The 22,036-nt window shown below is 61.7% G+C and carries 24 protein-coding genes; 6 read left to right on the forward strand and 18 right to left on the reverse strand.

Translation table 11 applies throughout. The annotated features are described in order from the left end of the window. Positions 1–9: 9 nt before the first annotated feature. Positions 10–771 carry an ABC transporter substrate-binding protein gene (locus NR164_RS10175; RefSeq protein ID WP_256822712.1) on the reverse strand — a complete coding sequence of 254 codons (762 nt, stop codon included), beginning with the start codon at positions 769–771 and terminating at the stop codon, positions 10–12. Positions 772–904: 133 nt separating this feature from the next. On the opposite strand from NR164_RS10175, the gene dnaX reads away from it, so the two are divergent. The 4 genes from dnaX (at position 905) to recR (ending at position 5,214) form a co-directional block, all read left to right on the forward strand. After that, positions 905–2,959: a DNA polymerase III subunit gamma/tau gene (dnaX, locus tag NR164_RS10180; RefSeq protein ID WP_046489423.1), complete on the forward strand. Its 2,055-nt coding sequence runs from the start codon at positions 905–907 to the stop codon at positions 2,957–2,959. A 43-nt stretch (positions 2,960–3,002) separates the two neighbouring features. Continuing rightward, complete coding sequence (locus NR164_RS10185) at positions 3,003–3,341, forward strand: YbaB/EbfC family nucleoid-associated protein (RefSeq protein WP_017527493.1); 339 nt, start codon at positions 3,003–3,005, stop codon at positions 3,339–3,341. A gap of 169 nt (positions 3,342–3,510) precedes the next feature. Next, positions 3,511–4,545 (forward strand): NADP-dependent oxidoreductase, encoded by a 1,035-nt coding sequence (locus NR164_RS10190; protein WP_046382453.1) that lies wholly within the window; start codon positions 3,511–3,513, stop codon positions 4,543–4,545. Between the two features lie 66 nt (positions 4,546–4,611). Continuing rightward, the gene (gene recR / locus NR164_RS10195; RefSeq protein WP_017845247.1) at positions 4,612–5,214 is read left to right on the forward strand and encodes a recombination mediator RecR; all 603 of its coding nucleotides are present in this window, start codon (positions 4,612–4,614) and stop codon (positions 5,212–5,214) included. A gap of 70 nt (positions 5,215–5,284) precedes the next feature. Here recR and NR164_RS10200 read toward each other — a convergent pair whose 3' ends face one another. Next, the gene (locus NR164_RS10200; protein ID WP_017845248.1) at positions 5,285–5,833 is read right to left on the reverse strand and encodes an adenine phosphoribosyltransferase; all 549 of its coding nucleotides are present in this window, start codon (positions 5,831–5,833) and stop codon (positions 5,285–5,287) included. An 81-nt stretch (positions 5,834–5,914) separates the two neighbouring features. Then, complete coding sequence (gene fnr / locus NR164_RS10205) at positions 5,915–6,649, reverse strand: fumarate/nitrate reduction transcriptional regulator Fnr (protein WP_017845249.1); 735 nt, start codon at positions 6,647–6,649, stop codon at positions 5,915–5,917. A 155-nt stretch (positions 6,650–6,804) separates the two neighbouring features. Here fnr and NR164_RS10210 point away from each other — a divergent pair, with 155 nt between their 5' ends. Then, the gene (locus NR164_RS10210) at positions 6,805–7,302 is read left to right on the forward strand and encodes a hypothetical protein (RefSeq protein WP_079444494.1); all 498 of its coding nucleotides are present in this window, start codon (positions 6,805–6,807) and stop codon (positions 7,300–7,302) included. A 5-nt stretch (positions 7,303–7,307) separates the two neighbouring features. Here the strand turns inward: NR164_RS10210 and hemN are convergent, their stop codons facing one another. The 7 genes from hemN to NR164_RS30370 form a co-directional block, all read right to left on the reverse strand. Then, positions 7,308–8,690: an oxygen-independent coproporphyrinogen III oxidase gene (gene hemN, locus NR164_RS10215; protein WP_017845251.1), complete on the reverse strand. Its 1,383-nt coding sequence runs from the start codon at positions 8,688–8,690 to the stop codon at positions 7,308–7,310. A 103-nt stretch (positions 8,691–8,793) separates the two neighbouring features. Then, a complete protein-coding gene (locus NR164_RS10220) occupies positions 8,794–9,477 on the reverse strand; it encodes a sulfite exporter TauE/SafE family protein (RefSeq protein ID WP_046382455.1) in 684 nt (227 codons plus the stop codon). Continuing rightward, complete coding sequence (ccoS, locus tag NR164_RS10225; RefSeq protein WP_046382456.1) at positions 9,470–9,688, reverse strand: cbb3-type cytochrome oxidase assembly protein CcoS; 219 nt, start codon at positions 9,686–9,688, stop codon at positions 9,470–9,472. The genes NR164_RS10220 and ccoS overlap by 8 nt, the downstream gene beginning before the upstream one ends. 22 nt (positions 9,689–9,710) lie before the next feature. Then, positions 9,711–12,161, reverse strand: coding sequence for a heavy metal translocating P-type ATPase (locus NR164_RS10230; protein ID WP_079444493.1), 2,451 nt, complete (start codon positions 12,159–12,161; stop codon positions 9,711–9,713). Positions 12,162–12,276: 115 nt separating this feature from the next. Beyond that, on the reverse strand, positions 12,277–12,816 hold the full coding sequence (locus NR164_RS10235) for a FixH family protein (RefSeq protein ID WP_017845255.1): 540 nt from the start codon (positions 12,814–12,816) through the stop codon (positions 12,277–12,279). A gap of 15 nt (positions 12,817–12,831) precedes the next feature. Beyond that, positions 12,832–14,247, reverse strand: a complete 1,416-nt coding sequence (gene ccoG, locus NR164_RS10240; protein WP_017845256.1) for a cytochrome c oxidase accessory protein CcoG — start codon at positions 14,245–14,247, stop codon at positions 12,832–12,834. 207 nt (positions 14,248–14,454) lie between these two features. Next, positions 14,455–14,721 (reverse strand): hypothetical protein, encoded by a 267-nt coding sequence (locus NR164_RS30370; protein ID WP_306218169.1) that lies wholly within the window; start codon positions 14,719–14,721, stop codon positions 14,455–14,457. A gap of 380 nt (positions 14,722–15,101) precedes the next feature. Here NR164_RS30370 and NR164_RS10250 point away from each other — a divergent pair, with 380 nt between their 5' ends. Next, entirely contained in the window at positions 15,102–15,749 is a 648-nt protein-coding gene (locus NR164_RS10250) for a hypothetical protein (protein WP_177031343.1), read from the forward strand. Positions 15,750–15,852: 103 nt separating this feature from the next. On the opposite strand, the gene ccoP (NR164_RS10255) is transcribed toward NR164_RS10250, so the two are convergent. The 8 genes from ccoP (NR164_RS10255) to NR164_RS10290 all read right to left on the reverse strand — a co-directional run. After that, a complete protein-coding gene (gene ccoP / locus NR164_RS10255) occupies positions 15,853–16,830 on the reverse strand; it encodes a cytochrome-c oxidase, cbb3-type subunit III (RefSeq protein WP_017845257.1) in 978 nt (325 codons plus the stop codon). Then, positions 16,827–17,012: a CcoQ/FixQ family Cbb3-type cytochrome c oxidase assembly chaperone gene (locus NR164_RS10260; RefSeq protein ID WP_016775513.1), complete on the reverse strand. Its 186-nt coding sequence runs from the start codon at positions 17,010–17,012 to the stop codon at positions 16,827–16,829. Before NR164_RS10260 ends, ccoP (NR164_RS10255) begins: the two co-directional genes overlap by 4 nt. A gap of 6 nt (positions 17,013–17,018) precedes the next feature. Next, complete coding sequence (ccoO, locus tag NR164_RS10265) at positions 17,019–17,627, reverse strand: cytochrome-c oxidase, cbb3-type subunit II (RefSeq protein WP_017845258.1); 609 nt, start codon at positions 17,625–17,627, stop codon at positions 17,019–17,021. Continuing rightward, complete coding sequence (gene ccoN / locus NR164_RS10270; protein ID WP_017845259.1) at positions 17,627–19,069, reverse strand: cytochrome-c oxidase, cbb3-type subunit I; 1,443 nt, start codon at positions 19,067–19,069, stop codon at positions 17,627–17,629. Before ccoN ends, ccoO (NR164_RS10265) begins: the two co-directional genes overlap by 1 nt. A 483-nt stretch (positions 19,070–19,552) precedes the next feature. Further along, complete coding sequence (gene ccoP, locus NR164_RS10275; RefSeq protein WP_017845260.1) at positions 19,553–20,500, reverse strand: cytochrome-c oxidase, cbb3-type subunit III; 948 nt, start codon at positions 20,498–20,500, stop codon at positions 19,553–19,555. After that, positions 20,497–20,703: a cbb3-type cytochrome c oxidase subunit 3 gene (locus NR164_RS10280; protein WP_017845261.1), complete on the reverse strand. Its 207-nt coding sequence runs from the start codon at positions 20,701–20,703 to the stop codon at positions 20,497–20,499. Before NR164_RS10280 ends, ccoP (NR164_RS10275) begins: the two co-directional genes overlap by 4 nt. A 3-nt stretch (positions 20,704–20,706) precedes the next feature. Beyond that, positions 20,707–21,315: a cytochrome-c oxidase, cbb3-type subunit II gene (ccoO, locus tag NR164_RS10285; protein WP_017845262.1), complete on the reverse strand. Its 609-nt coding sequence runs from the start codon at positions 21,313–21,315 to the stop codon at positions 20,707–20,709. Between the two features lie 10 nt (positions 21,316–21,325). Beyond that, the coding region (locus NR164_RS10290; protein WP_256822718.1) for a cbb3-type cytochrome c oxidase subunit I at positions 21,326–22,036 on the reverse strand (711 nt) is incomplete at its 5' end.

A 22,036-nucleotide genomic window follows, 5' to 3' on the forward strand; every position in this document is an offset into this window, starting at 1 on the left:
GCGGCGCTGTCAGTTCTTGTCAGGAGCGTGCAGGGGCACGGCGTTTTCGCCGGTGTACAGCTGGATGATGTCGTCGATTTCGCCTGACATCTTCATCCGCAGCAGAGTGCGCAGGATTTGTTGCACCGGCAGGTCCGGGTCGTTGCGCACGGCGCAGCCCAGGCTTTGCTCCTCGATGATGGCGACTTTGTGCAGTCGCTGTTCTATCGGCAGGTGCTGGTTGAAGCGGTCGACGATCCATTCATTGCTCACCGCATACTTGAAGCGCCCGGCCACCAGTTTGTGCAGCACTTGTTCTTCGCTGCGGGCGTCGTCGCGCCTCAGTTGGCCTTTGGCGAACAATGGGTCGAGCGTGGGGTAGCGGTAATTGAGCACCGTTCCGATCGACTGCGGCGCCAGCCGGGCCAATTGCACCGGCTGGTTGCGGACGCTGACCAATACGTTGCGCTGGACCAGCAACGGCAGGCTCCAGAGGTAGTCGCCAGACAGGTTGTCGAGCCAGGCCTGGGCGACATAACAGCGCACATCGATGTCGCCATGGGCCATGGCTGCGGCAATGCGTGCCCGCGCCAGTACGTGGAACTCGGCCGGGCGGCCGACCTGGGTGGCCAGGCTCGACATCAGGTCATACAAAATACCCTGGGTGGGCTGGCCGTCCTCCACTTGCACCATAGGCATCGCCCAACTGTCGGAAACCGAGAAACGCAACGGCGCGGGCGCCGCAAGGCTGGCGGTGGTGAGCATCCATAAGGCGCCCAGGACTACGCGCATACACTCTCCGGGTTCAGGCCTTTTCGGGGCCGCTCAGGCAATCTTAGGCAGATAAGGCAAGCGTGCCGGATGCAATTTCCCCCTTGCTCCGCTAGCATTACCGGCTTCCGCTTCTCAGTTGCGACGGTTTTCGATGAGTTATCAGGTTCTTGCACGTAAATGGCGCCCGCGCTCGTTCCGCGAAATGGTCGGCCAGACCCATGTGCTCAAGGCTCTGATCAATGCCTTGGACAGCCAACGGCTGCACCACGCCTACCTGTTTACCGGTACTCGCGGTGTCGGCAAGACTACCATTGCCCGAATCATTGCCAAGTGCCTGAACTGTGAGACGGGCATCACCTCGACGCCCTGCGGTACCTGCTCGGTATGCCGCGAGATCGACGAAGGGCGTTTCGTCGACCTGATCGAGATCGACGCCGCGAGCCGCACCAAGGTCGAAGACACCCGCGAGCTGCTCGATAACGTGCAGTACGCGCCGAGCCGTGGCCGCTTCAAGGTCTACCTGATCGACGAAGTCCACATGCTTTCCAGTCATTCGTTCAACGCATTGTTGAAAACCCTGGAAGAGCCGCCGCCCTACGTCAAATTCATCCTGGCGACCACCGACCCGCAGAAACTCCCTGCAACGATTTTGTCGCGGTGCCTGCAGTTCTCCCTGAAAAACATGACCCCGGAGCGCGTGGTCGAGCACTTGACCCACGTGCTGGGTGTCGAAAACGTACCGTTCGAAGACGACGCGCTGTGGCTGCTCGGCCGTGCCGCCGATGGTTCGATGCGTGACGCCATGAGCCTCACCGACCAGGCCATTGCCTTTGGTGAAGGCAAGGTCATGGCCGCCGATGTGCGTGCCATGCTCGGCACCCTCGACCACGGCCAGGTGTTCGACGTGCTGCACGCGCTGATCGAAGGCGACGCCAAGGCGTTGCTCGAAGCCGTGCGCCACTTGTCGGAACAGGGCCCGGACTGGAACGGTGTGCTCTCGGAAATCCTCAACGTGCTGCACCGCGTCGCCATCGCCCAGGCTCTGCCCGAAGGCGTCGACAACGGCCACGGCGACCGCGACCGCGTGTTGGCCCTGGCCCAGGCGTTGCCAGCCGAAGACGTGCAGTTCTACTACCAGATGGGCCTGATCGGTCGCCGCGACTTGCCCCTCGCACCAGACCCGCGTGGCGGCTTCGAAATGGTCCTGCTGCGCATGCTGGCCTTCCGCCCCGCCGACGCGACGGACGCGCCGAGACAGCCGCTAAAGCCAGTGGGGATCAGCCAGGCCACAGTTGATTCCGCCAAATCAGTGGCTGGCGCGGCGGTGGTCGCGCCAGCGGTTGCTGCGCCTGCGCCGGTTGCGCCGGTGCCTGAGCCGGTGGTTGTCGCGCCGGTGATCGCGCCGGTGCCGGTTGTCGAGCCCGAACCGGCCCCGGTGGTCGACCTGCCCTGGAATGCCCCGGCAGAGGCTGAACCCGAGGTCGAGCTGCAGCCCGCCGTGGAGCCCGTGCTGGAAACCGCCGGCGAGCAGCCCGAGCTGACGCCGATGCCTACGCCAATGCCGGACAGCGTGGTGCCGGATGCGCCGGAATGGGTCAGTGCGCCCGTCCCCGAGCCGACCGTCGCCCAGGTGGACGCCGCAACGCCCGGCATCGACCTGGACGACGAACCGCCGCTGGACGAAGACTACATCGAGCCGGACATCGATTCGGCCTACAGCTACCTCGACGAACTGGCCAGCGAACACACCGCCGAGCCGGCCCCCGAGCCCGAAGCGGAACCCGCTGCCGCGCCGGCCACCGGCCTGGCCCTGCAATGGCTGGAGCTGTTCCCGAAACTGCCGATTTCCGGCATGACCGGCAGCATCGCCGCCAACTGCACCCTGATCGCCATCGAGGGCGACCACTGGTTGCTGCACCTGGACCCGGCCCACAGCGCCCTGTTCAACGCGACCCAGCAGCGCCGGCTCAACGATGCCCTCAACCAGTATCATGAGCGCACGCTGAGCATCACCATCGAGTTGATCAAGCCCGAGCAGGAAACCCCGGCCCAGGCCGCGACCCGCCGACGCCTCAATCGCCAGCGCGAGGCTGAGGAGTCGATCCACGGTGACCCGCTCATCCAACAATTGATGCAACAGTTCGGCGCGGTCGTCCGTCACGATACTATTGAACCTGTCGAAGCCCCGGTGCCCCAGGCGTCATGACACCGGGCTACTTATTGATCCACGTACTTTTGAGGTGATTCCCATGATGAAAGGTGGCATGGCCGGCCTGATGAAGCAGGCACAGCAGATGCAGGAAAAGATGGCCAAGATGCAGGAAGAGCTGGCCAACGCCGAAGTCACCGGTAAAGCCGGTGGCGATATGGTCAGCGTGGTGATGACCGGTCGTCACGACATCAAGCGCGTGAGCATCGACCCGAGCCTGCTCGAAGGCGTCAGCGATGACGACCGTGAAGTGCTGGAAGATCTGTTCGCCGCGGCCGTCAATGACGCAGTGCGCAAGATCGAAGCCAACAGCCAGGACAAAATGTCCGGCGTGACCGCTGGCATGCAACTGCCACCGGGCATGAAACTGCCGTTCTGATCGGCCAGCCTTAGCTAGACTGGAATGCCAGGCATCGCGCCTGGCATTTTTTTTGGCTGTTTTCCCCTGCGTAGCGGCTACGCAAGGGTAACTTTGTCGAACCTCGGCGCCTTGGCCAGTGTCTGCACTTGATGCCATTGAATTCGACCCTCGATAACGGAGCCCCCCGATGCCTCAAGAACCGATGCTTAACCAGCGCATTGTCCTGGTCTCGCGCCCTCACGGCGCGCCAACCGCGGAAAACTTCCGCCTCGAACGTGTGACCCTGCCGGAACTGGCAGACGGCCAAGTCCTGTTGAAGACGCTGTACCTGTCCCTCGACCCCTACATGCGCGGGCGCATGAGTGATGCACCGTCCTACGCCGCTCCGGTGGAAATCGACGAAGTGATGACGGGTGGCGCTGTCAGCCGTATCGAGCAGTCGCGCAACCCGAAATTCGAAGCGGGCGACCTGGTGGTCGGCTCCACCGGCTGGCAAAGCCACAGCATTAGCGACGGTCGCAACCTGATGCCGGTGCCCAACGGTCTGGCCAGCCCGTCGATGGCATTGGGCGTGCTGGGCATGCCGGGTATGACCGCCTACATGGGCCTGATGGACATCGGCCAGCCCAAGGCCGGGGAAACCCTGGTGGTGGCGGCCGCGTCCGGTGCGGTGGGCTCGGTGGTGGGCCAGGTGGCCAAGCTCAAGGGCCTGCGCGTGGTGGGTGTCGCGGGCGGGGCCGACAAGTGCCGTTACGTGGTGGATGAGCTGGGCTTTGATGCCTGCATCGACCACAAAAGCGAGAACTTCGCCGATGAATTGGCCCTGGCCTGTTTCAAGGGCGTGGATATTTACTTTGAAAACGTCGGCGGCAAGGTGTTCGATGCCGTGCTGCCGCTGCTCAACCCCAAGGCGCGGATCCCGCTATGCGGGCTGATCGCCGGCTATAACGCCCATGAAGCGCCCAGCGGCCCTGATCGACTGCCGGCGCTGCAACGCACCTTGCTGACCAAGCGCGTGCGTATCCAGGGCTTTATCGTGTTCGATGACTACGGCGATCGCCAGCCGGAATTCCTCAGCGCCATGGCGCCGTGGGTACGCGACGGCAAGATCAAGTTCCGCGAAGACATGGTCGACGGCCTGGAACACGCGCCTCAAGCCTTTATCGGTTTGCTCGAAGGACGCAACTTCGGCAAGTTGGTGGTGCGCGTCGCGCAGGATTGAGCATTTGACGCTAATCCGGGGCGCGGGTATAAACCGCGTCTCGTTGTTTTGTCGGACCCTTCGCCCATGAGCTTCAGCCCCCTGATTCGCCAACTGATCGACGCCCTGCGCACTTTGCCCGGTGTCGGCCAGAAAACCGCCCAGCGCATGGCGCTGCAACTGCTGGAGCGTGATCGCAGCGGCGGCACCCGGTTGGCCCAGGCCTTGAGCCAGGCCATGGAGGGCGTTGGCCACTGTCGCCAGTGCCGCACCCTCACCGAGGAAGAACTCTGCCCGCAATGCGCCGACCCGCGTCGCGATGACACGCTGTTATGCGTGGTGGAAGGGCCGATGGACGTGTACGCGGTGGAACAGACCGGTTATCGCGGGCGTTATTTCGTGCTCAAAGGCCATCTGTCGCCGTTGGACGGCCTGGGCCCGGAAGCCATCGGCATTCCGCAACTGGTGGCGCGGATCGAAGCGCAGGGCACGTTTACTGAAGTGATCCTGGCCACCAACCCGACCGTGGAGGGTGAAGCGACTGCGCATTACATCGCCCAACTGCTAAGCAACAAAGGCCTGGTCACCTCGCGGATCGCCCACGGTGTGCCGCTGGGTGGCGAGCTGGAGTTGGTGGACGGCGGCACCCTGGCGCATTCGTTTGCCGGTCGCAAACCCATCGCGCTTTAAGCCACGCGGCAGGTCAAGGTGTGGGAGGGGGCTTGCTCCCACATGGGTTGTGTGGTTTCGGTGATAATCCTCAACGCTCGCTCAGCGCAAATTGCGTCAGGCAAAACGTCGGAATCTCCATATCTTCCAGGCGTTGTGTGCCCCCCAGTTCCGGCAGGTCGATAATCGCCGCCGCTTCGAACACCTTCGCGCCCATGCGCCGCACCAGGTTTGCTGCGGCGATCAGCGTGCCGCCGGTGGCGATCAGGTCATCGAAGATCAGCACCGAGTCGCCTTCACACAGGCTGTCGGCATGCACTTCGAGGAAGGCTTCGCCGTATTCGGTCTGGTAACCCTCGGCCAACACGTCGGCCGGCAGCTTGCCCTGTTTGCGGAACAGGATCAGCGGTTTGTTCAATTGGTAGGCGATGATCGAGCCGATCAGGAAACCCCGGGCATCCATCGCACCGATATGGCTGAAATCGGCTTCGACGTAGCGGTGGACGAAGGTATCGGCCACCAGGCGCAGGGCCTTGGGCGACTGGAACAGCGGCGTGATGTCACGAAAGATCACCCCAGGCTTGGGGAAGTCGATGACAGGGCGGATCAGGGATTTGATGTCGAACGAATCGAAGGTCATCGTCGCAGAGTCCAGGGGCGGAAAACGGACTCGAAGTATACCTTGCGGCCTGGCCGATTGGCGCGGCCGCAAGTGTCTGGATCAGCCCTCCAGGGAGCCGCCCGCCAACGCACACAGCTGGATCGGGTCGAGGATGTGTACTTCCTTGCCTTCGGCGGCAAGCAGTTCGTTCTGCTGGAAACGGGTAAATACCCGGGACACGGTTTCCACCGCCAGGCCCAGGTAATTGCCGATTTCATTGCGCGACATGCTCAGGCGGAACTGGTTGGCCGAGAAACCACGGGCACGGAACCGCGCCGACAGGTTGACCAGGAAGGTGGCGATGCGCTCGTCGGCGGTTTTCTTCGACAACAGCAGCATCATTTGCTGGTCGTCCCGGATCTCGCGGCTCATGACACGCATCAGTTGGCGGCGCAGTTGCGGCAGTTGCAGGGCCAGTTCGTCCAGGCGTTCGAAAGGAATTTCGCACACCGATGTGGTCTCCAGTGCCTGAGCCGACACCGGATGAATCTCGGTGTCCATCCCCGACAGCCCGACCAGCTCGCTCGGCAGGTGGAAGCCGGTGATCTGCTCTTCGCCACTGTCGCTCAGGCTGAAGGTCTTCAATGCACCCGAACGTACTGCATAGACAGAATCGAACTTGTCGCCCTGGCGATATAGAAACTCGCCTTTTTTCAGTGGGCGTCCACGTTTAACGATTTCGTCCAGCGCATCCATGTCTTCCAGATTCAATGAAAGTGGTAAGCAGAGGGGGGCCAGGCTGCAATCCTTGCAATGGGCCTGGCTGTTAGCGCGCAGCTTAACGGGCTCGGACATTTCTTAAATCCTTGTGGGAAAACACACATAAGACATAAGGGTAACGCACTGTGGGTAGAAGAGGCCAGCATGGACGAAAAACCGATGCCGGGATAAAGATTATTGTATCGATGCCGATACAAGTCAGTGTCCCTTAGAGCCTGGAGGCTCACATCATGCTTTCCATCGGTGAAAACTCTGCTGCCAAGCTGCCGGTTCCGGCGGTTCGCGAGCCCAAGGACCTGGTGGCGGAGGCTAAAGAAGCCAAGGCAGCCAAAGCACTTGAGGACGCCACGTCGGCGCCGCTGCGTCCGGCCAAGGCGGTCGAGGGCGTGACCGTGACTATTTCCGGAGCGGCATTGAAGGCTGCGGGTACCGCGAAGAAAGCCAACAGCGATATCGAAGAGAGTGGCCTGCCGGATAACATTCAGCAGACGCTGAAAATGATCCGTCAGATCAAGGAGCAGATCGCCAAGAAACAGGCCGAGCTGGCCGCAGTGATGGCGGACACGAGCCTGACGCCTGACCAGGCGCGGGTCAAGGCCAGCAACCTGCAAGCCTCACTCAGCGCACTGCAGGCGAGCCTGGTGACCGCGCAAGCCTCGCTGGCCAAAGCCATGAAAGGCCTGAGCGGCGAAGACGCCATGAAGGCGGCCTCCCTGGCGATGGCATAGAACCTTCAGATCACCCGCGAAAAGCGCTGCCGGTTCTGATGTTCCAGGTAGGCATCGAACACCATGCACACCGAGCGCACCAGCAGCCGCCCGGCCGGTAGAACGCGAATGCCTTGTGCGTCCAGTTCGATCAGGCCGTCGTCGGCCATCGTTTCGAGTTGCGGCCAGATCTCGTCGAAGTAGCCGCGAAAATCGATATTGAACGCCTGTTCGATCTGCTCGAATGTCAGGCTGAAATTACAGATCAATTGCTGAATCACTTCCCGCCGCAACCGATCGTCCGTGGTGCAGACCAGGCCGCGGTTGGTCGCCAGTTGCGCGTCGGCCAGGGCGTTCTGGTAGCTATTGAGGTCGCTGGTGTTCTGGCAATACAGATCGCCGATCTGGCTGATGGCCGAGACCCCGAGCCCGATCAGGTCGCAATGGCCGTGGGTGGTGTAGCCCTGGAAGTTGCGTTGCAGGGTGCCTTCTTCCTGGGCAATGGCCAATTCGTCGTCCGGTAGCGCGAAGTGGTCCATGCCGATGTAGCGGTAGCCGGCGTCGGTCAACTGTTCGATGGTGGTTTGCAGCATCTGCAGTTTTGCCGCCGGGGACGGCAGGTCATCGGCGTTGATCCGCCGCTGAGGCATGAAGCGTTCCGGCAAGTGCGCGTAGTTGAACACCGACAGGCGATCCGGTTGCAACTTGATCACTTCTTCCACGGTGCGCGCGAAGTTGATCGGGGTTTGTTTGGGCAGGCCGTAGATCAGGTCGATATTGATCGAGCGGTACTGCAAGGTGCGCGCGGCATCGATCACGGCGCGGGTTTCTTCCAGGCTTTGCAGGCGATTGACCGCCCGTTGCACTTCCGGGTCGAGGTCTTGCAGGCCGATACTGACGCGGTTGAAGCCCAGCTCGCGCAGCAGGCCCATGGTTGCCCAGTCGGCTTCGCGCGGGTCGATCTCGATGCTGTAGTCGCCGGAATCGTCATCGAGCAGGTTGAAATGCTTGCGCAGGCAGGCCATCACTTGGCGCAGTTCGTCATGGCTGAGAAAAGTCGGGGTGCCGCCGCCGAAATGCAGTTGCTCCACGGTCTGTTTCGGATCGAGGTGGCAGGCGATCAGTTGGATCTCTTGTTCCAGGCGCTGCAGGTAGGGCTGGGCGCGGCCGCGGTCCTTGGTGATGACTTTGTTGCAGGCGCAGTAGTAGCAGATGTTGGCGCAGAACGGCACGTGCACATACAGCGACAACGGGCGTGCAGCCTTGCGGCTGTCGCGCAGGGCGTGGAGCAGGTCGAAGGAGCCGACCTGGCTGTCGAATTGCACTGCGGTGGGGTAGGACGTGTAGCGTGGCCCCGCCAAATCGTAGCGATGAATCAGGTTGCTGTCCCAACGAATGGCGTCGAGCATGCGGGCGTTCCCCCGGATAGACTAGTCGGCCGAGTCTAGGGGCGTGGCGGATATGGCATCTTGATTTGCGTCAACGGGGAGCGGCGCTATGCCACATGGCCTTTTAGTGGCCCATTAGCCAGTGCTGATGGGGGCCGGGCAAGGTCCAGATACCGAACAGAATCACCAGCACGCCGCCGGCGGTACGCACACTGCGTTTGCGCAATAATGCCGTGACGCGTTCGGCGGCCAGCCCGGTCGCCAGCAGCACTGGCCAGGTACCCAGGCCGAACGCCAGCATCAGCACCGCACTGTCCAGCGCATTGCCTTGGCTGGCGGCCCACAGCAGGGTGCTGTAGACCAACCCGCACGGCAACCAGCCCCACAGCGCGCCCAACAGCAGGGCGCGGGGCAGGCTGGACACCGGCAGCAAACGGTTGGCAACCGGCTGGATGTGCCGCCACAGGCCGCGCCCGAGGCTTTCGATGCGGGTGAGGCCGCTCCACCAGCCGGCCAGGTACAGGCCCATGCTGATCAGCAGCAGGCCGGCCAGCACGCGCATGAACATCGCCGCCGGGCTGTTGGCCACGGCCCAGCCGGCCAGGCCGATCAGCAGGCCGGCGGTGGCGTAGCTGAGGATGCGCCCCAGGTTGTACGCGAGCAGCAGGCGGAACCTGCGGCTGCGTTGCTCCTTGGGGATCGCCAGGGTCAGCGCACCCATCAGGCCGCCGCACATGCCCAGGCAATGGCCGCCCCCCAGCAGGCCAAGGATCAGCGCGGAGACCAGCAGCGGCGCCAGATCAAGCATGGGGTGGATCTTTCGGGTCGGTCGGGGGCTCGGGGCTGTTGGCCTCGTCGACGGCGGCCAGGTGGTTTGGGTCCTGATCGTCGAACAGCACGCTGTGGGCCGGGCCGTCGAGGTCGTCGTACTGGCCGCTGTCCACCGCCCAGAAGAAGATGTAGATGGCGATGGCCACAATCAGCAGCGCCGCCGGAATCATCACGTATAAAGCTGGCATCTGCGCTCCATGCCCGCGCGGCTCAAGCCGGCAACGGGCGGGTTACTGAGGGGGTGCTGGCGGTCGGCGCGCTCGGCAGGCGAGTCAGGCGCAGGGCGTTTAGCACCACGGTCAACGAACTGAGGGACATGCCGACCGCGGCCCAGATCGGCGTGATCCAGCCGAGCGCGGCAAACGGCAGCATAAGGCCATTGTACAGCCCGGCCCACAGCAGATTCTCCATGATCACCCGACGGGTGCGCCGCGCCAAGGTAAACGCTTGCACCAGGGCGTCGAGGCGGTTGGACAGCAGCACCGCGTCGGCGCTGGTTTTTGCCAGGTCGGTGGCCGAGCCCATGGCCACGCTGATATCGGCGGCGGCCAGCACCGGCACATCGTTCACGCCATCGCCGAGCATCAGCACTTTGCGCCCTTCTTTGTGCAGTTGTTGCAGCACTTGCAGCTTGTCATCGGGGCGCAGGCCGCCGTGGGCTTCGTCGATGCCCAGTTCGGCGGCGACGCTGGCGACCATCGGCGAACTGTCGCCCGACAGCAGCAGCGTGCGCCAACCGCGTGCCTTGCAGGCCGCCAGCAGGGCCGGGGCGTCGCTGCGCAGGCGGTCGTCCAGGACGAACCAGGCGAGGGCGCCGTCGCGGTCGCCCAACAGCAGCCATTGCCCGGCTTCATCCGGCGCGGCGGGGATCGGGCAGCCGCTGAGTTCACACACATAGCCCGGCTGGCCGATGCGCAGTTGACGTTCGCCCACCCAGCCTTCCAGGCCGAGGCCGGGGGCACTGAGCACTTCGTCGGCAGCCAGGGGCGCGCGCCCGAAGGCACGGGCGATCGGGTGTTCTGAGCGATTTTCCAGGGCGGCAGCGAGGCCCAGGCACTGGTCGCTGTTCAACGCTCCCAGGGGGCGGATCGCACGCAGCGCCAGGCGCCCTTCGGTGAGGGTGCCGGTCTTGTCGAAAATCACCGTGTCGATCTGGTTCAGGCCTTCCAGCACATGGCCGCGGGTCAGCAGCAGGCCGAGTTTGTGCAGGGTGCCGGTGGCGGCCGTCAGGGCGGTCGGCGTGGCCAGCGACAGCGCGCACGGGCAGGTCGCCACCAGCATTGCCAGGACGATCCAGAACGCCCGCGACGCGTCCAACTGCCACCACAACAGGCCGATCAGCACGGCGGCGACCAGCGAGCCGAGCAGGAACCACTGTGCGGCGCGATCGGCGATTTGCGCCAGGTGCGGTTTCTCGGCCTGGGCCCGCTCCAGCAGGCGCACGATGGCGGACAGGCGCGTGTCATGGCCCAGGGCGCGCACTTCGACGGTCAGCGCGCCCTCGACGTTGAGGGTGCCGGCCGTTACCGCATCGCCGACTTGACGCGGTTGCGGCAGGTATTCGCCGGTGAGCAGGGATTCGTCGATGCTCGACTGGCCGTCGAGAATCACCCCGTCCGCCGGCAGCACGGCACCGGGATGAACCAGCACGCGGTCGCCCAGGGCCAGCTCGGGGAGCAGGATGCGTTCGCTCTGGCCTTCAGCGTTCAAACGCAGGCATGAGGCAGGCAGCAGGTTGACCAACTGCGCGGTAGCGGCGGCCGTGCGTTCGCGGGCCCGCCGCTCCAGGTAGCGGCCGGCCAGCAGGAACAGCGCGAACATGCCCACCGCATCGAAATACAGTTCACCGACGCCGGTGATCGCGGTCCAGATGCCGGCCAGGTAAGCCCCGCCAATGGCCAGGGATACCGACACGTCCATGGTCAGGTGGCGGGTGCGCAGGTCGCGCATGGCGCCCTTGAAAAACGGCGCACAGCTGTAGAACACGATGGGCGTGGTCAGAAACATCGCGACCCAGCGCAGGATGACGTGCAGTTCGGCGCTGAGGTCGATATTGAATTCCGGCCAAGTGGCCATGGTCGCCATCATCGCCTGGAACCACAGCAACCCGGCAACGCCGAGTTGGCGCAAGGCCAGACGGTTTTCGCCGGCCAATTGCTCGGCGGCGCGGTCTGCCTGATAGGGGTGGGCGGCGTAACCGATATGGCGCAGCTCACTGAGCAGTTGGCTCAGCGGCAGTTGCCCGTCGGCCCAGCGTACCTGCAGGCGATGGTTGGACAGGTTCAGGCGCGCCTCGGCCACGGCGGGCAGGCTGCGCAGGTGTTTTTCGATCAGCCAGCCACAGGCCGCGCAACTGATGCCTTCCATCAACAGCGTGGCTTCGGCCAGTTCGCCATCGTGGCGCACGAAGGGTTTTTGCACATCGGCGCGGTCGTACAGCGCCAGTTCGTCGACCAATTGCACCGGCAGTGCCTCGGGGTTGGCCGAGGCTTCGCTGCGGTGCTGGTAATAGCTTTCCAACCCGCCCGCCACGATCGCTTCGGCCACGGCCTGGCAGCCCGGGCAGCAGAGTTCGCGGCGCTCGCCGAGGATCACGGCGGTGAAGCGGCTACCGGGTGGAACGGGCAGGGCGCAGTGGTAGCAGGGGGTTGGGGTGGTCATGGCGTTAGATCTTTGGTGGCGGGTAGGGCCTCATCGCGGGCAAGCCCGCTCCCACAGTGGATCGCGGTGTCCATGTGGGAGCGGGCTTGCCCGCGATGCGTGAAGCGCAGCCTGTTTACTTCTTCAGGTCTTCAGCACCCTGCAGCGGTTCATCCCCGAGCAGCAAGTCCTTGTCGTGGTTGACCTGTTCTTCTTCGAACAAGCGCCAGGTCCTGTCGCCTTCCACGCCGAGCAGTTCGACGAAGCGCCGACCTTCGACCTTGTCGGTGACCTGGCCGATGTAGCGACCGGGTTCGCTGTCGCTGCGGGCCAGGTTGATCTTGCGGTCCTTCTCGGGCTGAGTCGGCGAAATCAGGTTCAGTTCCAGGGTGCTCGGGTTGCTGTAGCCGGTGAGGTGCAGTTCGACTTCACCGGTCAGCTCATCCAGATGCACCTTGGCGCGCAGTTGCAGGGTCTGGGCCAGGCGTTCGCGGTCCAGGGAGCGGTTGATGCCTTTGCCGGCCTCGTAGTAGTTGTCGTTGACCAGATTGTCCGGGTTGTTCACTGCAATGGTCACCATGGACAAGGTCAAGGTCACCGAGCAGGCCAGGATACCAATGATGATCCAGGGCCAGAGGTGCTTGTACCAGGGGCTTGCGGCAGTGGCTACGGGCATTGTTCAGCTCTCTCGTTAACGAACTTGTGGGCCGATGAATCGGCTCTTGGCTTCAATGTGGACGCTGGCGTCATCGGCATCCTTGAGGATGAATTTCACCTCGTTGGTGCTCGACGGCAATTGCTCCGGCGCGCTCGACAGTTCGACCGGCATGCTGACGATGTCGCCGGCAGCCACCTTGATTTCGCGGCGGCCTTGCAGCTTGAGGTCCGGCAGCCCGGCAGCATCAAGCACATACGTGTGGTCGCGCTGGTCTTTGTTCATGATTTTCAGGCTGTAGACGTTCTCGATCCGTCCTTCAGCGTTTTCGCGGTACAGCACACGGTCTTTGCTGACGTCGAAACCCACCAGCGGACGCATGAAAAATGCCGTGGCCAACAGGCTCATCATCGCCAGCAATACCAGCGCATAGCCGATCAGGCGCGGACGCAGCTTGTGGGTTTTCTGCCCCGACAGGTTGTGCTCGGTGGTGTAGCTGATCAGGCCGCGCGGGTAATCCATCTTGTCCATGATGTTGTCGCAGGCGTCGATACACGCGGCGCAGCCGATGCATTCGATCTGCAGGCCATCGCGGATGTCGATGCCGGTCGGGCACACCTGCACGCACATTGTGCAATCGATGCAATCGCCGAGGCCCTGGGCCTTGTAGTCGGCGCCTTTTTTACGCGGGCCACGCACTTCGCCACGACGTGGGTCGTAGGAGACGATCAGGGTGTCTTTGTCGAACATCACGCTTTGGAAACGCGCATAGGGGCACATGTAGATGCACACCTGTTCGCGCAGCCAGCCGGCGTTGCCGTAGGTGGCGAGCGTGAAGAAACCGACCCAGAAATACGACCAGCCATCGGCCTGGCCGGTGAAGAAGTCGAACACCAGTTCGCGGATCGGCGAGAAATAACCGACGAAGGTCATGCCGGTGACAAAACCGATCAGCAGCCACAGCGTGTGTTTGCTGAACTTGCGCAGGAACTTGTTGGCGCCCATCGGCGCCTTGTCCAGCTTGATGCGCTGGTTACGGTCGCCTTCGGTGACTTTTTCGCACCACATGAAGATCCACGTCCACACGCTTTGCGGGCAGGTATACCCGCACCAGATGCGCCCGGCGTACACCGTGATGAAGAACAGGCCGAAGGCCGCGACGATCAGGATGCCCGAGAGGAGGATGAAGTCCTGGGGCCAGAAGGTCGCCCCGAAAATGAAGAACTTACGTTCCGGCAGGTCCCACCACACGGCCTGGTGACCACCCCAGTTCAGCCACACCGTGCCGAAGTAGAGCAGGAACAGACCGGCGCCGCCAAGCATGCGCAGGTTGCGGAACAGGCCCGTGAAGGCGCGGGTGTAGATTTTCTCTCGCGACGCGTAGAGGTCGACACCGTTGTTGGAGTTTTTGGCAGGTGGAGTAACGTCTTGTACCGGTATTTGCTTGCTCATCATTGCATCCCACGGCGGTGGAGATTTGCCTCGGCCAGTACGTGCCGGTCGGGGTCAAATGAAGGGTCTTGCAGTGGCGTAATGATACGCCCCCGATGACGCGCAAAGGGTGCGACCTTTGGTCGCGTTGGGGGAAATCAATTGATGGTGTAGGTGACGTGGATCAATTGACTTGTGAAGTATGGACGGTTTTTGCGCGTGGAGCGGTCATTCGTCCCATGGGTTAATCAGTGAAACACCGATGGATTTGAAATCACTGACATTGCGCGTAACGACGGTTAACCCATGAACCAGAGCAGTAGCGGCGATCAGCGCATCGATTTCATTGGTCCGGTCAGGAGCATGCAGATGTGCACAACGTACATGGGCAGGCTTGCCGCGATCGGTGATAAAAACCGCCCCCATGCGGGCGGCTTTTTTGGCACCGCTTGTGTCTTGGTTGAATTCGCGGCTTGAGATGGTAGTGATGGTCATGGGATCGCCCTCCCTTCGTTAGACACTATGTAGCTACGTAACTACCGGTGTGCCGCGCGTGGCAAGCCCGGTGTAGCAAGCGGTGGGTGTATTTCATTCTGGCGATCTATCGCAGTGGCAAAAATTATTGCCGAGGCTGCCTTTGACATGTTCTCTGTACATCATGTGATCAATTTCTACGTCTAAAGCCCTCGCTAAATTATGAGGAGTCAAATACCCCAAAATGTGCGATCTCCGAAATATATCGATGTAGGTTGAATGCAACTGCGGTTGTAGGAAATATTTATATACAGATGCTTTTTTGTTGAAAAGGAACGGAGCGGGCGTTTGTGCCACAAATAATATGCACATAAAAAGTGGTCATTTACTTGAGGTTTTTAATGAGTAATATTAACGGGGTTTCTAATAGTCCTGTAGTTACAGTGCCTCGCGCTTCGGCACCTTCGATAACTCCACCTCCCACAAATCATCTCAAAACCTCCACCAGTGAAGGCTTGGTTTTTCTTCTGCGTACTTCTTTTGAGAAATTTTCCGATCCGAGTGAGCCGGGCGTTATCAGCAGGGAGTCGCTGGCGAAGAAAGCGTATTCTCCTGAAGGTAACAGTGACAGTATCTACGAATCACAACTGGCACGGGAGGTTTTAGAGCGGAATCGCCTGTTTGAACAGTTAGATGGATTTGGCGAGCATAAACAAGATGGGAAGATCACCCAAGAAAGTCTGGGTGCTTTTGAGGCAAAAGAAAACGGACGATTCAGTACCATGAACGATAAGGAGATTGGGAGGTACTTTTTTGATAATTTTAATGATTTTAGATATCTGGATCCCCTGAGCGAAAGTTATCGCGAAGAGCTGGGAGTACCAACGTTGGAGAGTGCCGCAACTTCGTCGACGTCCGGTTCAGAAAAAAAGATGTTCGCACGTGAACTCTTAGGTCGTCCTGAACTGCTGGAGCAGTTGGGACTCGGATATAGGAGTGCGAGGGTTACACGCGGTGATGTCGAGCAAGCTCTTCCAACTATCAAGTAGGTGCGTGAAAAACTTAGATAGTTGCTGAGCGAGGCAGTTATAGCTGCCAGAAAAAAGCCCCGCCAGTTTGTACTGTACGGGGCTTTTGTGTTTCTGATGAAGCTTACTGCTCTTGAGCCTTCTTATCCCCATGGGACAAGCTGTAAACATATGCGGCCAGCAAATGCACCTTGTCGTTCCCTTGCAGTAATTCCTGTGCAGGCATCTGGCCCTGGCGGCCGTAGCGGATGGTCTGCTGCAGTTGGGCGAAGCTTGAACCGTAGATGAACGCGCCCGGGTGAGTCAGGTCGGGTGCGCCCATGGCGGGCGTGCCTTTACCGGCCGGGCCGTGGCAGGCCACGCAGTTGGCGGCGAAGAGTTTCCCGCCGTTGGCCACATCGGCCTTGGCGCCTTCCGGCAGTTTGCGGCCGTCGAGGTTGGTCACCACGAAGCCCGCCACGTCGGCCACGCCTTGTTCGCCGATGACTTCGGCCCAGGCCGGCATCACCGCGTGGCGGCCTTTCATGATGGTTTCCTTGATGGTCGCGGGCTCGCCGCCCCAGCGCCAGTCGGCGTCGGTCAGGTTAGGGAAGCCGTAGGCTCCCTTGGCGTCCGAACCGTGGCATACCGAGCAGTTGGAGGCAAACAGACGGCCGCCCATCTTCAGGGCCTGCGGGTCTTTGGCAACCTCCTCAATCGGCATCGCGGCGAATTTGGCGAAGATCGGCCCGAACTTGGCGTCCGACCTGGCCATTTCCTTTTCCCACTCATGCACGCCGGTCCAGCCGGTCTGGCCGTTGGCGAAGGCGGTCTGCTTGTCGTTGTCGAGGTAGTTGTAGCCCGGCAGCAGGCCTTTCCAATTGCCCAGGCCGGGGTACAGCACCAGGTAGCCGAGGGCGAAGACGATGGTGCCGACGAACAGCATGAACCACCATTTCGGCAGTGGGTTGTCGTACTCCTCGATACCGTCGAACGAGTGGCCGACAGTCTCGTCCGTTTGCTCGGCGCGCTGGCCCTTGCGGGTCGACAGCAGCAGCCAGGTCAGGGCGAAAATGGTACCCAGACTGAGGACTGTGACGTACAGACTCCAGAACGTAGTCATTCTTTGTTACTCCTAGAAGCTTGCTCGACGTGCTTGATGGCTTCGGGGTCATCCGCAAAGGGCAGCATGGTTGCGTCGTCAAACTCCGACTTGCGCTTGGGGCTGAACACCCACAGCGCCAGGCCGATAAAGGCCACCATCACGACAACGGTGCCCAGGCCACGAATCATCCCGATATCCATGAAGAATCACCGTTTGCTTTTGATGATGGTGCCAAGGCCTTGCAGGTAGGCCACCAATGCGTCCATTTCGGTCTTGCCCTTCACGGCTGCGGCTGCACCGGCGATGTCTTCGTCGGTGTAGGGCACGCCCAGGGTGCGCAAGACTTCCATCTTCTTCGCGGTGTCCTTGCCGTCGAGCTTGTTTTCCACGAGGAACGGGTACGCCGGCATTTTCGACTCAGGCACAACGTTGCGCGGGTTGTACAAGTGCGCGCGTTGCCAGTCATCGGAGTAGCGTCCGCCGACACGGGCCAGGTCCGGCCCGGTGCGCTTGGAACCCCACAGGAACGGGTGGTCCCACACGCTTTCACCGGCCACAGAGTAGTGGCCATAACGTTCGGTTTCGGCGCGGAACGGACGGATCATCTGCGAGTGGCAGCCGACACAGCCGTTGGCGATGTAGATGTCGCGGCCTTCCAGTTCAAGGGCGGTACGCGGCTTCATGCCTTCGACCGGCTTGTTGGTCACGTCCTGGAAGAACAGCGGAACGATCTGGGTCAGGCCGCCGATACTCACGGCGATGACCATGAAGAAGGCCAGCAGGCCGATATTCTTCTCGACTACTTCGTGCTTCATCAGTGGGCTCCCACAACGGCGATCTTGGCGGCGGCTTCGGCTTCTGCAGGGTCGGAGGCACGCACGGTGCGCCAGACGTTGTAGGCCATGAACAGCATGCCGGAGGCAAAGAACGCGCCACCCAGGGCACGGACGATGTAGCCCGGGTGGCTGGCTTGCAGCGCTTCGACGAAGGAGTAGGTGAGGGTGCCGTCATCGTTGATCGCACGCCACATCAGGCCTTGGGTAATGCCGTTGACCCACATCGAGGCGATGTAGAGCACGGTGCCGATGGTGGCCAGCCAGAAGTGCGTATTGATCAACCCAACGCTGTGCATCTGCGCACGCCCGAAGATTTTCGGGATCATGTGGTACAGCGCGCCGATGGAGATCATCGCTACCCAGCCGAGCGCGCCGGCGTGTACGTGGCCAATGGTCCAGTCGGTGTAGTGCGACAGCGAGTTGACGGTCTTGATGGCCATCATCGGCCCTTCGAAGGTCGACATGCCGTAGAACGCCAGCGAGACGACCAGGAAGCGCAGGATCGGGTCGGTGCGCAGCTTATGCCAGGCGCCCGAGAGGGTCATCATGCCGTTGATCATGCCGCCCCAACTTGGCGCCAGCAGGATGATCGACATCGCCATGCCCAACGACTGTGCCCAATCCGGCAGCGCGGTGTAGTGCAGGTGGTGCGGACCGGCCCAGATGTACAGGGTGATCAGCGCCCAGAAGTGGACGATGGACAGACGGTAAGAGTAGATGGGACGTTCGGCCTGTTTTGGCACGAAGTAGTACATCATCCCCAGGAAACCGGTGGTGAGGAAGAACCCCACGGCGTTGTGGCCGTACCACCACTGGATCATCGCATCCGTCGCTCCGGCGTAGGCCGAATAGGACTTGAACAGGGTGACCGGCAACGACGCATGGTTGACGATGTGCAGCATCGCCGTCACCAGGATGAAGGCACCGTAGAACCAGTTACCCACATAGATGTGCTTGGTCTTGCGCTTGGCGATGGTGCCGAAGAACACCACCGCGTAGATCACCCAGACAATCGCGAGCAAAATGGCGATGGGCCATTCCAGCTCGGCGTATTCCTTGGTGGTGGTGTAGCCCAGCGGCAACGAGATGCCGGCCCCGACGATCACGGCTTGCCATCCCCAGAAGGTGAAGGCGGCGAGGCCGTCGGAAATCAGTCGCGTCTGGCAGGTTCGCTGCACGACATAGTAGGAGGTGGCAAATAATGCACATCCGCCGAAGGCGAAAATCACCAGGTTAGTGTGCAGCGGGCGTAGGCGGCCGAAGGTCGTCCATGGCAGGCCGAAATTCAATTCCGGCCAGACCAGTTGCGAGGCGATGAAGACCCCGAGCCCCATGCCAAGGATCCCCCAGACCACCGTCATGATGGCGAACTGGCGGACTACCTTATAGTTATAAGCAGTCGGACTGATTGCTGTGCTCATTCTAAGGTTCCACGGTTTAGGTTTTTTTATAGGTAAAAATCGGTCGCAAGTATGTAGAAACCGAGGTGCCATTGCAACGCAAGGGTGACCTGTGTCAATGCGTGCCACGCCAGATTCTGCGCCCTTTCCATGTTTGATGTAAGGACAAAATCCGAAATCAAAAACTGATCGATCGGACATGAATTTTTGCGTGACGCGTCGGCGGGTGACTCGCTGTGTGTCGACACGCTGCTGAAGCGATGAACGGTCAGTGGCACGACAGCCGGTCGCTGCCAGCCTTTGCGCCTGTCATCCCTGCAGAAGTGTGCAACCCAGCGCGTGCAAGTCGACCGTCGACCGGTCTGTACCGATCCGCTGTGCAGACAAGCGTAGACCCGAATGGCAGGAGGGGAAAGCAGTGCTTTGGAAGGGTGCGACACTTGGTCGCGTAGGAGGGTTGAGCTACCGCCCCCGGATCAGGGGCGGCAGTTCAGGGGTGGAGCGTTACTCTGCCTGGCGTTGCGGCGTTGCGCCGTCAGCGTTGTGGGAGAGGCTGTAAACATAAGCGGCGAGCAGGTGAACCTTGTCATTGCCTTGCAGCACTTCCTGCGCCGGCATCTGGCCTTGGCGGCCGTGGCGAATGGTTTGCTGCAACTGCGCCAGGCTGGTGCCGTAGATAAAGCCGCTTGGCGCGGTCAGGTTCGGCGCGCCCATGGCTTCGACACCGTGGCCTTGCGGACCGTGGCAGGCCACGCAGGTGGTGTTGAACGTGGCTTGGCCGGCGACCAGGTCGGCGCCGCTGTCGGCTGGCAGTGGCAGCTTGGCCAGGTCGTGACGCACATAGGCGGCGACGTTTTTCACACCGTCTTCGCCCAGCACTTCGCCCCAGGCCGGCATCGCCGCGTGGCGACCGCCCATGATGGTGGTCTTGATCGCCTCGGCGGAACCGCCCCAGCGCCAGTTATTGTCCGCCAGGTTCGGGAAGCCATACGCGCCCTTGGCATCCGAGCCGTGGCACACCGCGCAGTTGGAGGCGAACAGGCGCCCGCCCATTTTCAGCGCTTGTGGGTCTTTAGCGACTTCTTCCACTGGCATGGCCGAGAATTTGGCGAAGATCGGCCCGAACTTGGCGTCGGCCTTGGCCATTTCCTTGTCCCATTCCTTGGTCGAGGTCCAGCCGCCTTCATAGCCCGGCAGGACGCCTTTCCAGTTGCCCAGGCCCGGGTAGAGGATCAAGTAGCCGACGGCGAACAGCAGGGTGCCGGCGAACAGCATGAACCACCACTGAGGCAGCGGGTTGTCGTATTCCTCAATGCCGTCGAAGGCGTGGCCCATGGTCTGGTCGACACTGCCCTTGGTCTCGCCCTTGCGGGTGCCGAACAGCAGCCAGGTCAGGCCGATCAGGCTGCCGATGGTCAGTACGCAGATCCATGTACTCCAGAAGGTAGTCATGGCCGATTGCTCCTTGTTGCAGGCGCTTCTTGAGCGTCGGATGGGGTGGCGGTGGGTTCGTCGGCAAACGGCAGCAGGCGTGCCTGCTCGAATTCCGCATTGCGTCGGTTGTTGAATACCCACAGCGAGAGGCCGATAAAGGCGATGGCGACGACTAGCGTGCCGAGGCCGCGGATGGTGCCCGCATCGAATTCAAATCCCATGGCTCACCTCTTGCTCTTGATGGCGGTGCCGAGGACTTGCAGGTACGAAACCAGCGCGTCGATCTCGGTCTTGCCCTTGAGGCTGGCCACTGCGCCGTTGATGTCGTCGTCGGTGTAGGGCACGCCGAGGGTACGCATCACTTTGAGCTTGGCTTCGGTGTGGCTGCTGTCGAGCGGTGCCGTCACCAGCCATGGGTAGGCCGGCATTTTCGACTCAGGCACTACGTTGCGCGGGTTGTACAAGTGCGCGCGGTGCCAGTCGTCCGAGTAGCGTGCGCCGACGCGCGCCAGGTCTGGCCCGGTACGCTTGGAGCCCCACAGGAACGGGTGATCCCAGACGCTTTCGCCCGCAACCGAGTAGTGCCCGTAGCGCTCGGTCTCGGCACGGAACGGACGGATCATCTGCGAGTGGCACTGTACGCAACCTTCGCGGATGTAGATGTCGCGGCCTTCCAGTTGCAGCGCGGTGTAGGGCTTCATGCCTTCCACCGGTTTGTTGGTCACGTCCTGGAAGAACAGCGGGACGATCTGGGTCAGGCCGCCGATGCTCACGGCAAGCACCATCAGCAGCATCAGCAGGCCGACGTTCTTTTCAATCGTTTCGTGTTTCATCACTGACTCCTCAGGCCGTCTGCGCGGCAGGGGTGGCTTCGACAGGTTGTGCCGAGCGCACGGTGCGCCATGTGTTGTAAGCCATCAGCAACATGCCGCTGAGGAACACCGCACCGCCCACCAGTCGCACGACGAAGCCAGGGTGGCTGGCCACCAGGGTTTCGACGAAGGAGTAGGTCAAGGTGCCGTCTTCGTTGATCGCACGCCACATCAGGCCCTGGGCGATGCCGTTGACCCACATCGAGGCGATGTAGAGCACGGTGCCGATGGTGGCCAGCCAGAAGTGCGCGTTGATCAGGCCGACGCTGTACATCTGCTCGCGGCCGAAGACTTTCGGGATCATGTGATACAGCGCGCCGATGGAGATCATTGCCACCCAGCCGAGCGCGCCGGCGTGTACGTGGCCGATGGTCCAGTCGGTGTAGTGCGACAGCGAGTTGACGGTCTTGATGGCCATCATCGGCCCTTCGAACGTCGACATGCCGTAGAACGCCAGCGAGACGACCAGGAAGCGCAGGATCGGGTCGCTGCGCAGCTTATGCCAGGCGCCCGAGAGGGTCATCATGCCGTTGATCATGCCGCCCCAGCTTGGTGCCAGCAGCACCAGGGACATCACCATGCCCAACGACTGTGCCCAGTCCGGCAACGCGGTGTAGTGCAGGTGGTGCGGACCGGCCCAGATGTACAGGGTGATCAGCGCCCAGAAGTGGACGATGGACAG

The organism is Pseudomonas sp. Pse79, from assembly GCF_024519615.1.
GTDB classification, from domain to species: Bacteria; Pseudomonadota; Gammaproteobacteria; order Pseudomonadales; family Pseudomonadaceae; genus Aquipseudomonas; species Aquipseudomonas veronii.

Bases quoted from the DNA above. Each gene is read 5' to 3' on its own strand.
- NR164_RS10175 (WP_256822712.1), bottom strand. From the start codon at position 771: ATGCGCGTAGTCCTGGGCGCCTTATGGATGCTCACCACCGCCAGCCTT.
- dnaX (WP_046489423.1), top strand. From the start codon at position 905: ATGAGTTATCAGGTTCTTGCACGTAAATGGCGCCCGCGCTCGTTCCGC.
- NR164_RS10185 (WP_017527493.1), top strand. From the start codon at position 3,003: ATGATGAAAGGTGGCATGGCCGGCCTGATGAAGCAGGCACAGCAGATG.
- NR164_RS10190 (WP_046382453.1), top strand. From the start codon at position 3,511: ATGCCTCAAGAACCGATGCTTAACCAGCGCATTGTCCTGGTCTCGCGC.
- recR (WP_017845247.1), top strand. From the start codon at position 4,612: ATGAGCTTCAGCCCCCTGATTCGCCAACTGATCGACGCCCTGCGCACT.
- NR164_RS10200 (WP_017845248.1), bottom strand. From the start codon at position 5,833: ATGACCTTCGATTCGTTCGACATCAAATCCCTGATCCGCCCTGTCATC.
- fnr (WP_017845249.1), bottom strand. From the start codon at position 6,649: ATGTCCGAGCCCGTTAAGCTGCGCGCTAACAGCCAGGCCCATTGCAAG.
- NR164_RS10210 (WP_079444494.1), top strand. From the start codon at position 6,805: ATGCTTTCCATCGGTGAAAACTCTGCTGCCAAGCTGCCGGTTCCGGCG.
- hemN (WP_017845251.1), bottom strand. From the start codon at position 8,690: ATGCTCGACGCCATTCGTTGGGACAGCAACCTGATTCATCGCTACGAT.
- NR164_RS10220 (WP_046382455.1), bottom strand. From the start codon at position 9,477: ATGCTTGATCTGGCGCCGCTGCTGGTCTCCGCGCTGATCCTTGGCCTG.
- ccoS (WP_046382456.1), bottom strand. From the start codon at position 9,688: ATGCCAGCTTTATACGTGATGATTCCGGCGGCGCTGCTGATTGTGGCC.
- NR164_RS10230 (WP_079444493.1), bottom strand. From the start codon at position 12,161: ATGACCACCCCAACCCCCTGCTACCACTGCGCCCTGCCCGTTCCACCC.
- NR164_RS10235 (WP_017845255.1), bottom strand. From the start codon at position 12,816: ATGCCCGTAGCCACTGCCGCAAGCCCCTGGTACAAGCACCTCTGGCCC.
- ccoG (WP_017845256.1), bottom strand. From the start codon at position 14,247: ATGAGCAAGCAAATACCGGTACAAGACGTTACTCCACCTGCCAAAAAC.
- NR164_RS30370 (WP_306218169.1), bottom strand. From the start codon at position 14,721: ATGACCATCACTACCATCTCAAGCCGCGAATTCAACCAAGACACAAGC.
- NR164_RS10250 (WP_177031343.1), top strand. From the start codon at position 15,102: ATGAGTAATATTAACGGGGTTTCTAATAGTCCTGTAGTTACAGTGCCT.
- ccoP (WP_017845257.1), bottom strand. From the start codon at position 16,830: ATGACTACGTTCTGGAGTCTGTACGTCACAGTCCTCAGTCTGGGTACC.
- NR164_RS10260 (WP_016775513.1), bottom strand. From the start codon at position 17,012: ATGGATATCGGGATGATTCGTGGCCTGGGCACCGTTGTCGTGATGGTG.
- ccoO (WP_017845258.1), bottom strand. From the start codon at position 17,627: ATGAAGCACGAAGTAGTCGAGAAGAATATCGGCCTGCTGGCCTTCTTC.
- ccoN (WP_017845259.1), bottom strand. From the start codon at position 19,069: ATGAGCACAGCAATCAGTCCGACTGCTTATAACTATAAGGTAGTCCGC.
- ccoP (WP_017845260.1), bottom strand. From the start codon at position 20,500: ATGACTACCTTCTGGAGTACATGGATCTGCGTACTGACCATCGGCAGC.
- NR164_RS10280 (WP_017845261.1), bottom strand. From the start codon at position 20,703: ATGGGATTTGAATTCGATGCGGGCACCATCCGCGGCCTCGGCACGCTA.
- ccoO (WP_017845262.1), bottom strand. From the start codon at position 21,315: ATGAAACACGAAACGATTGAAAAGAACGTCGGCCTGCTGATGCTGCTG.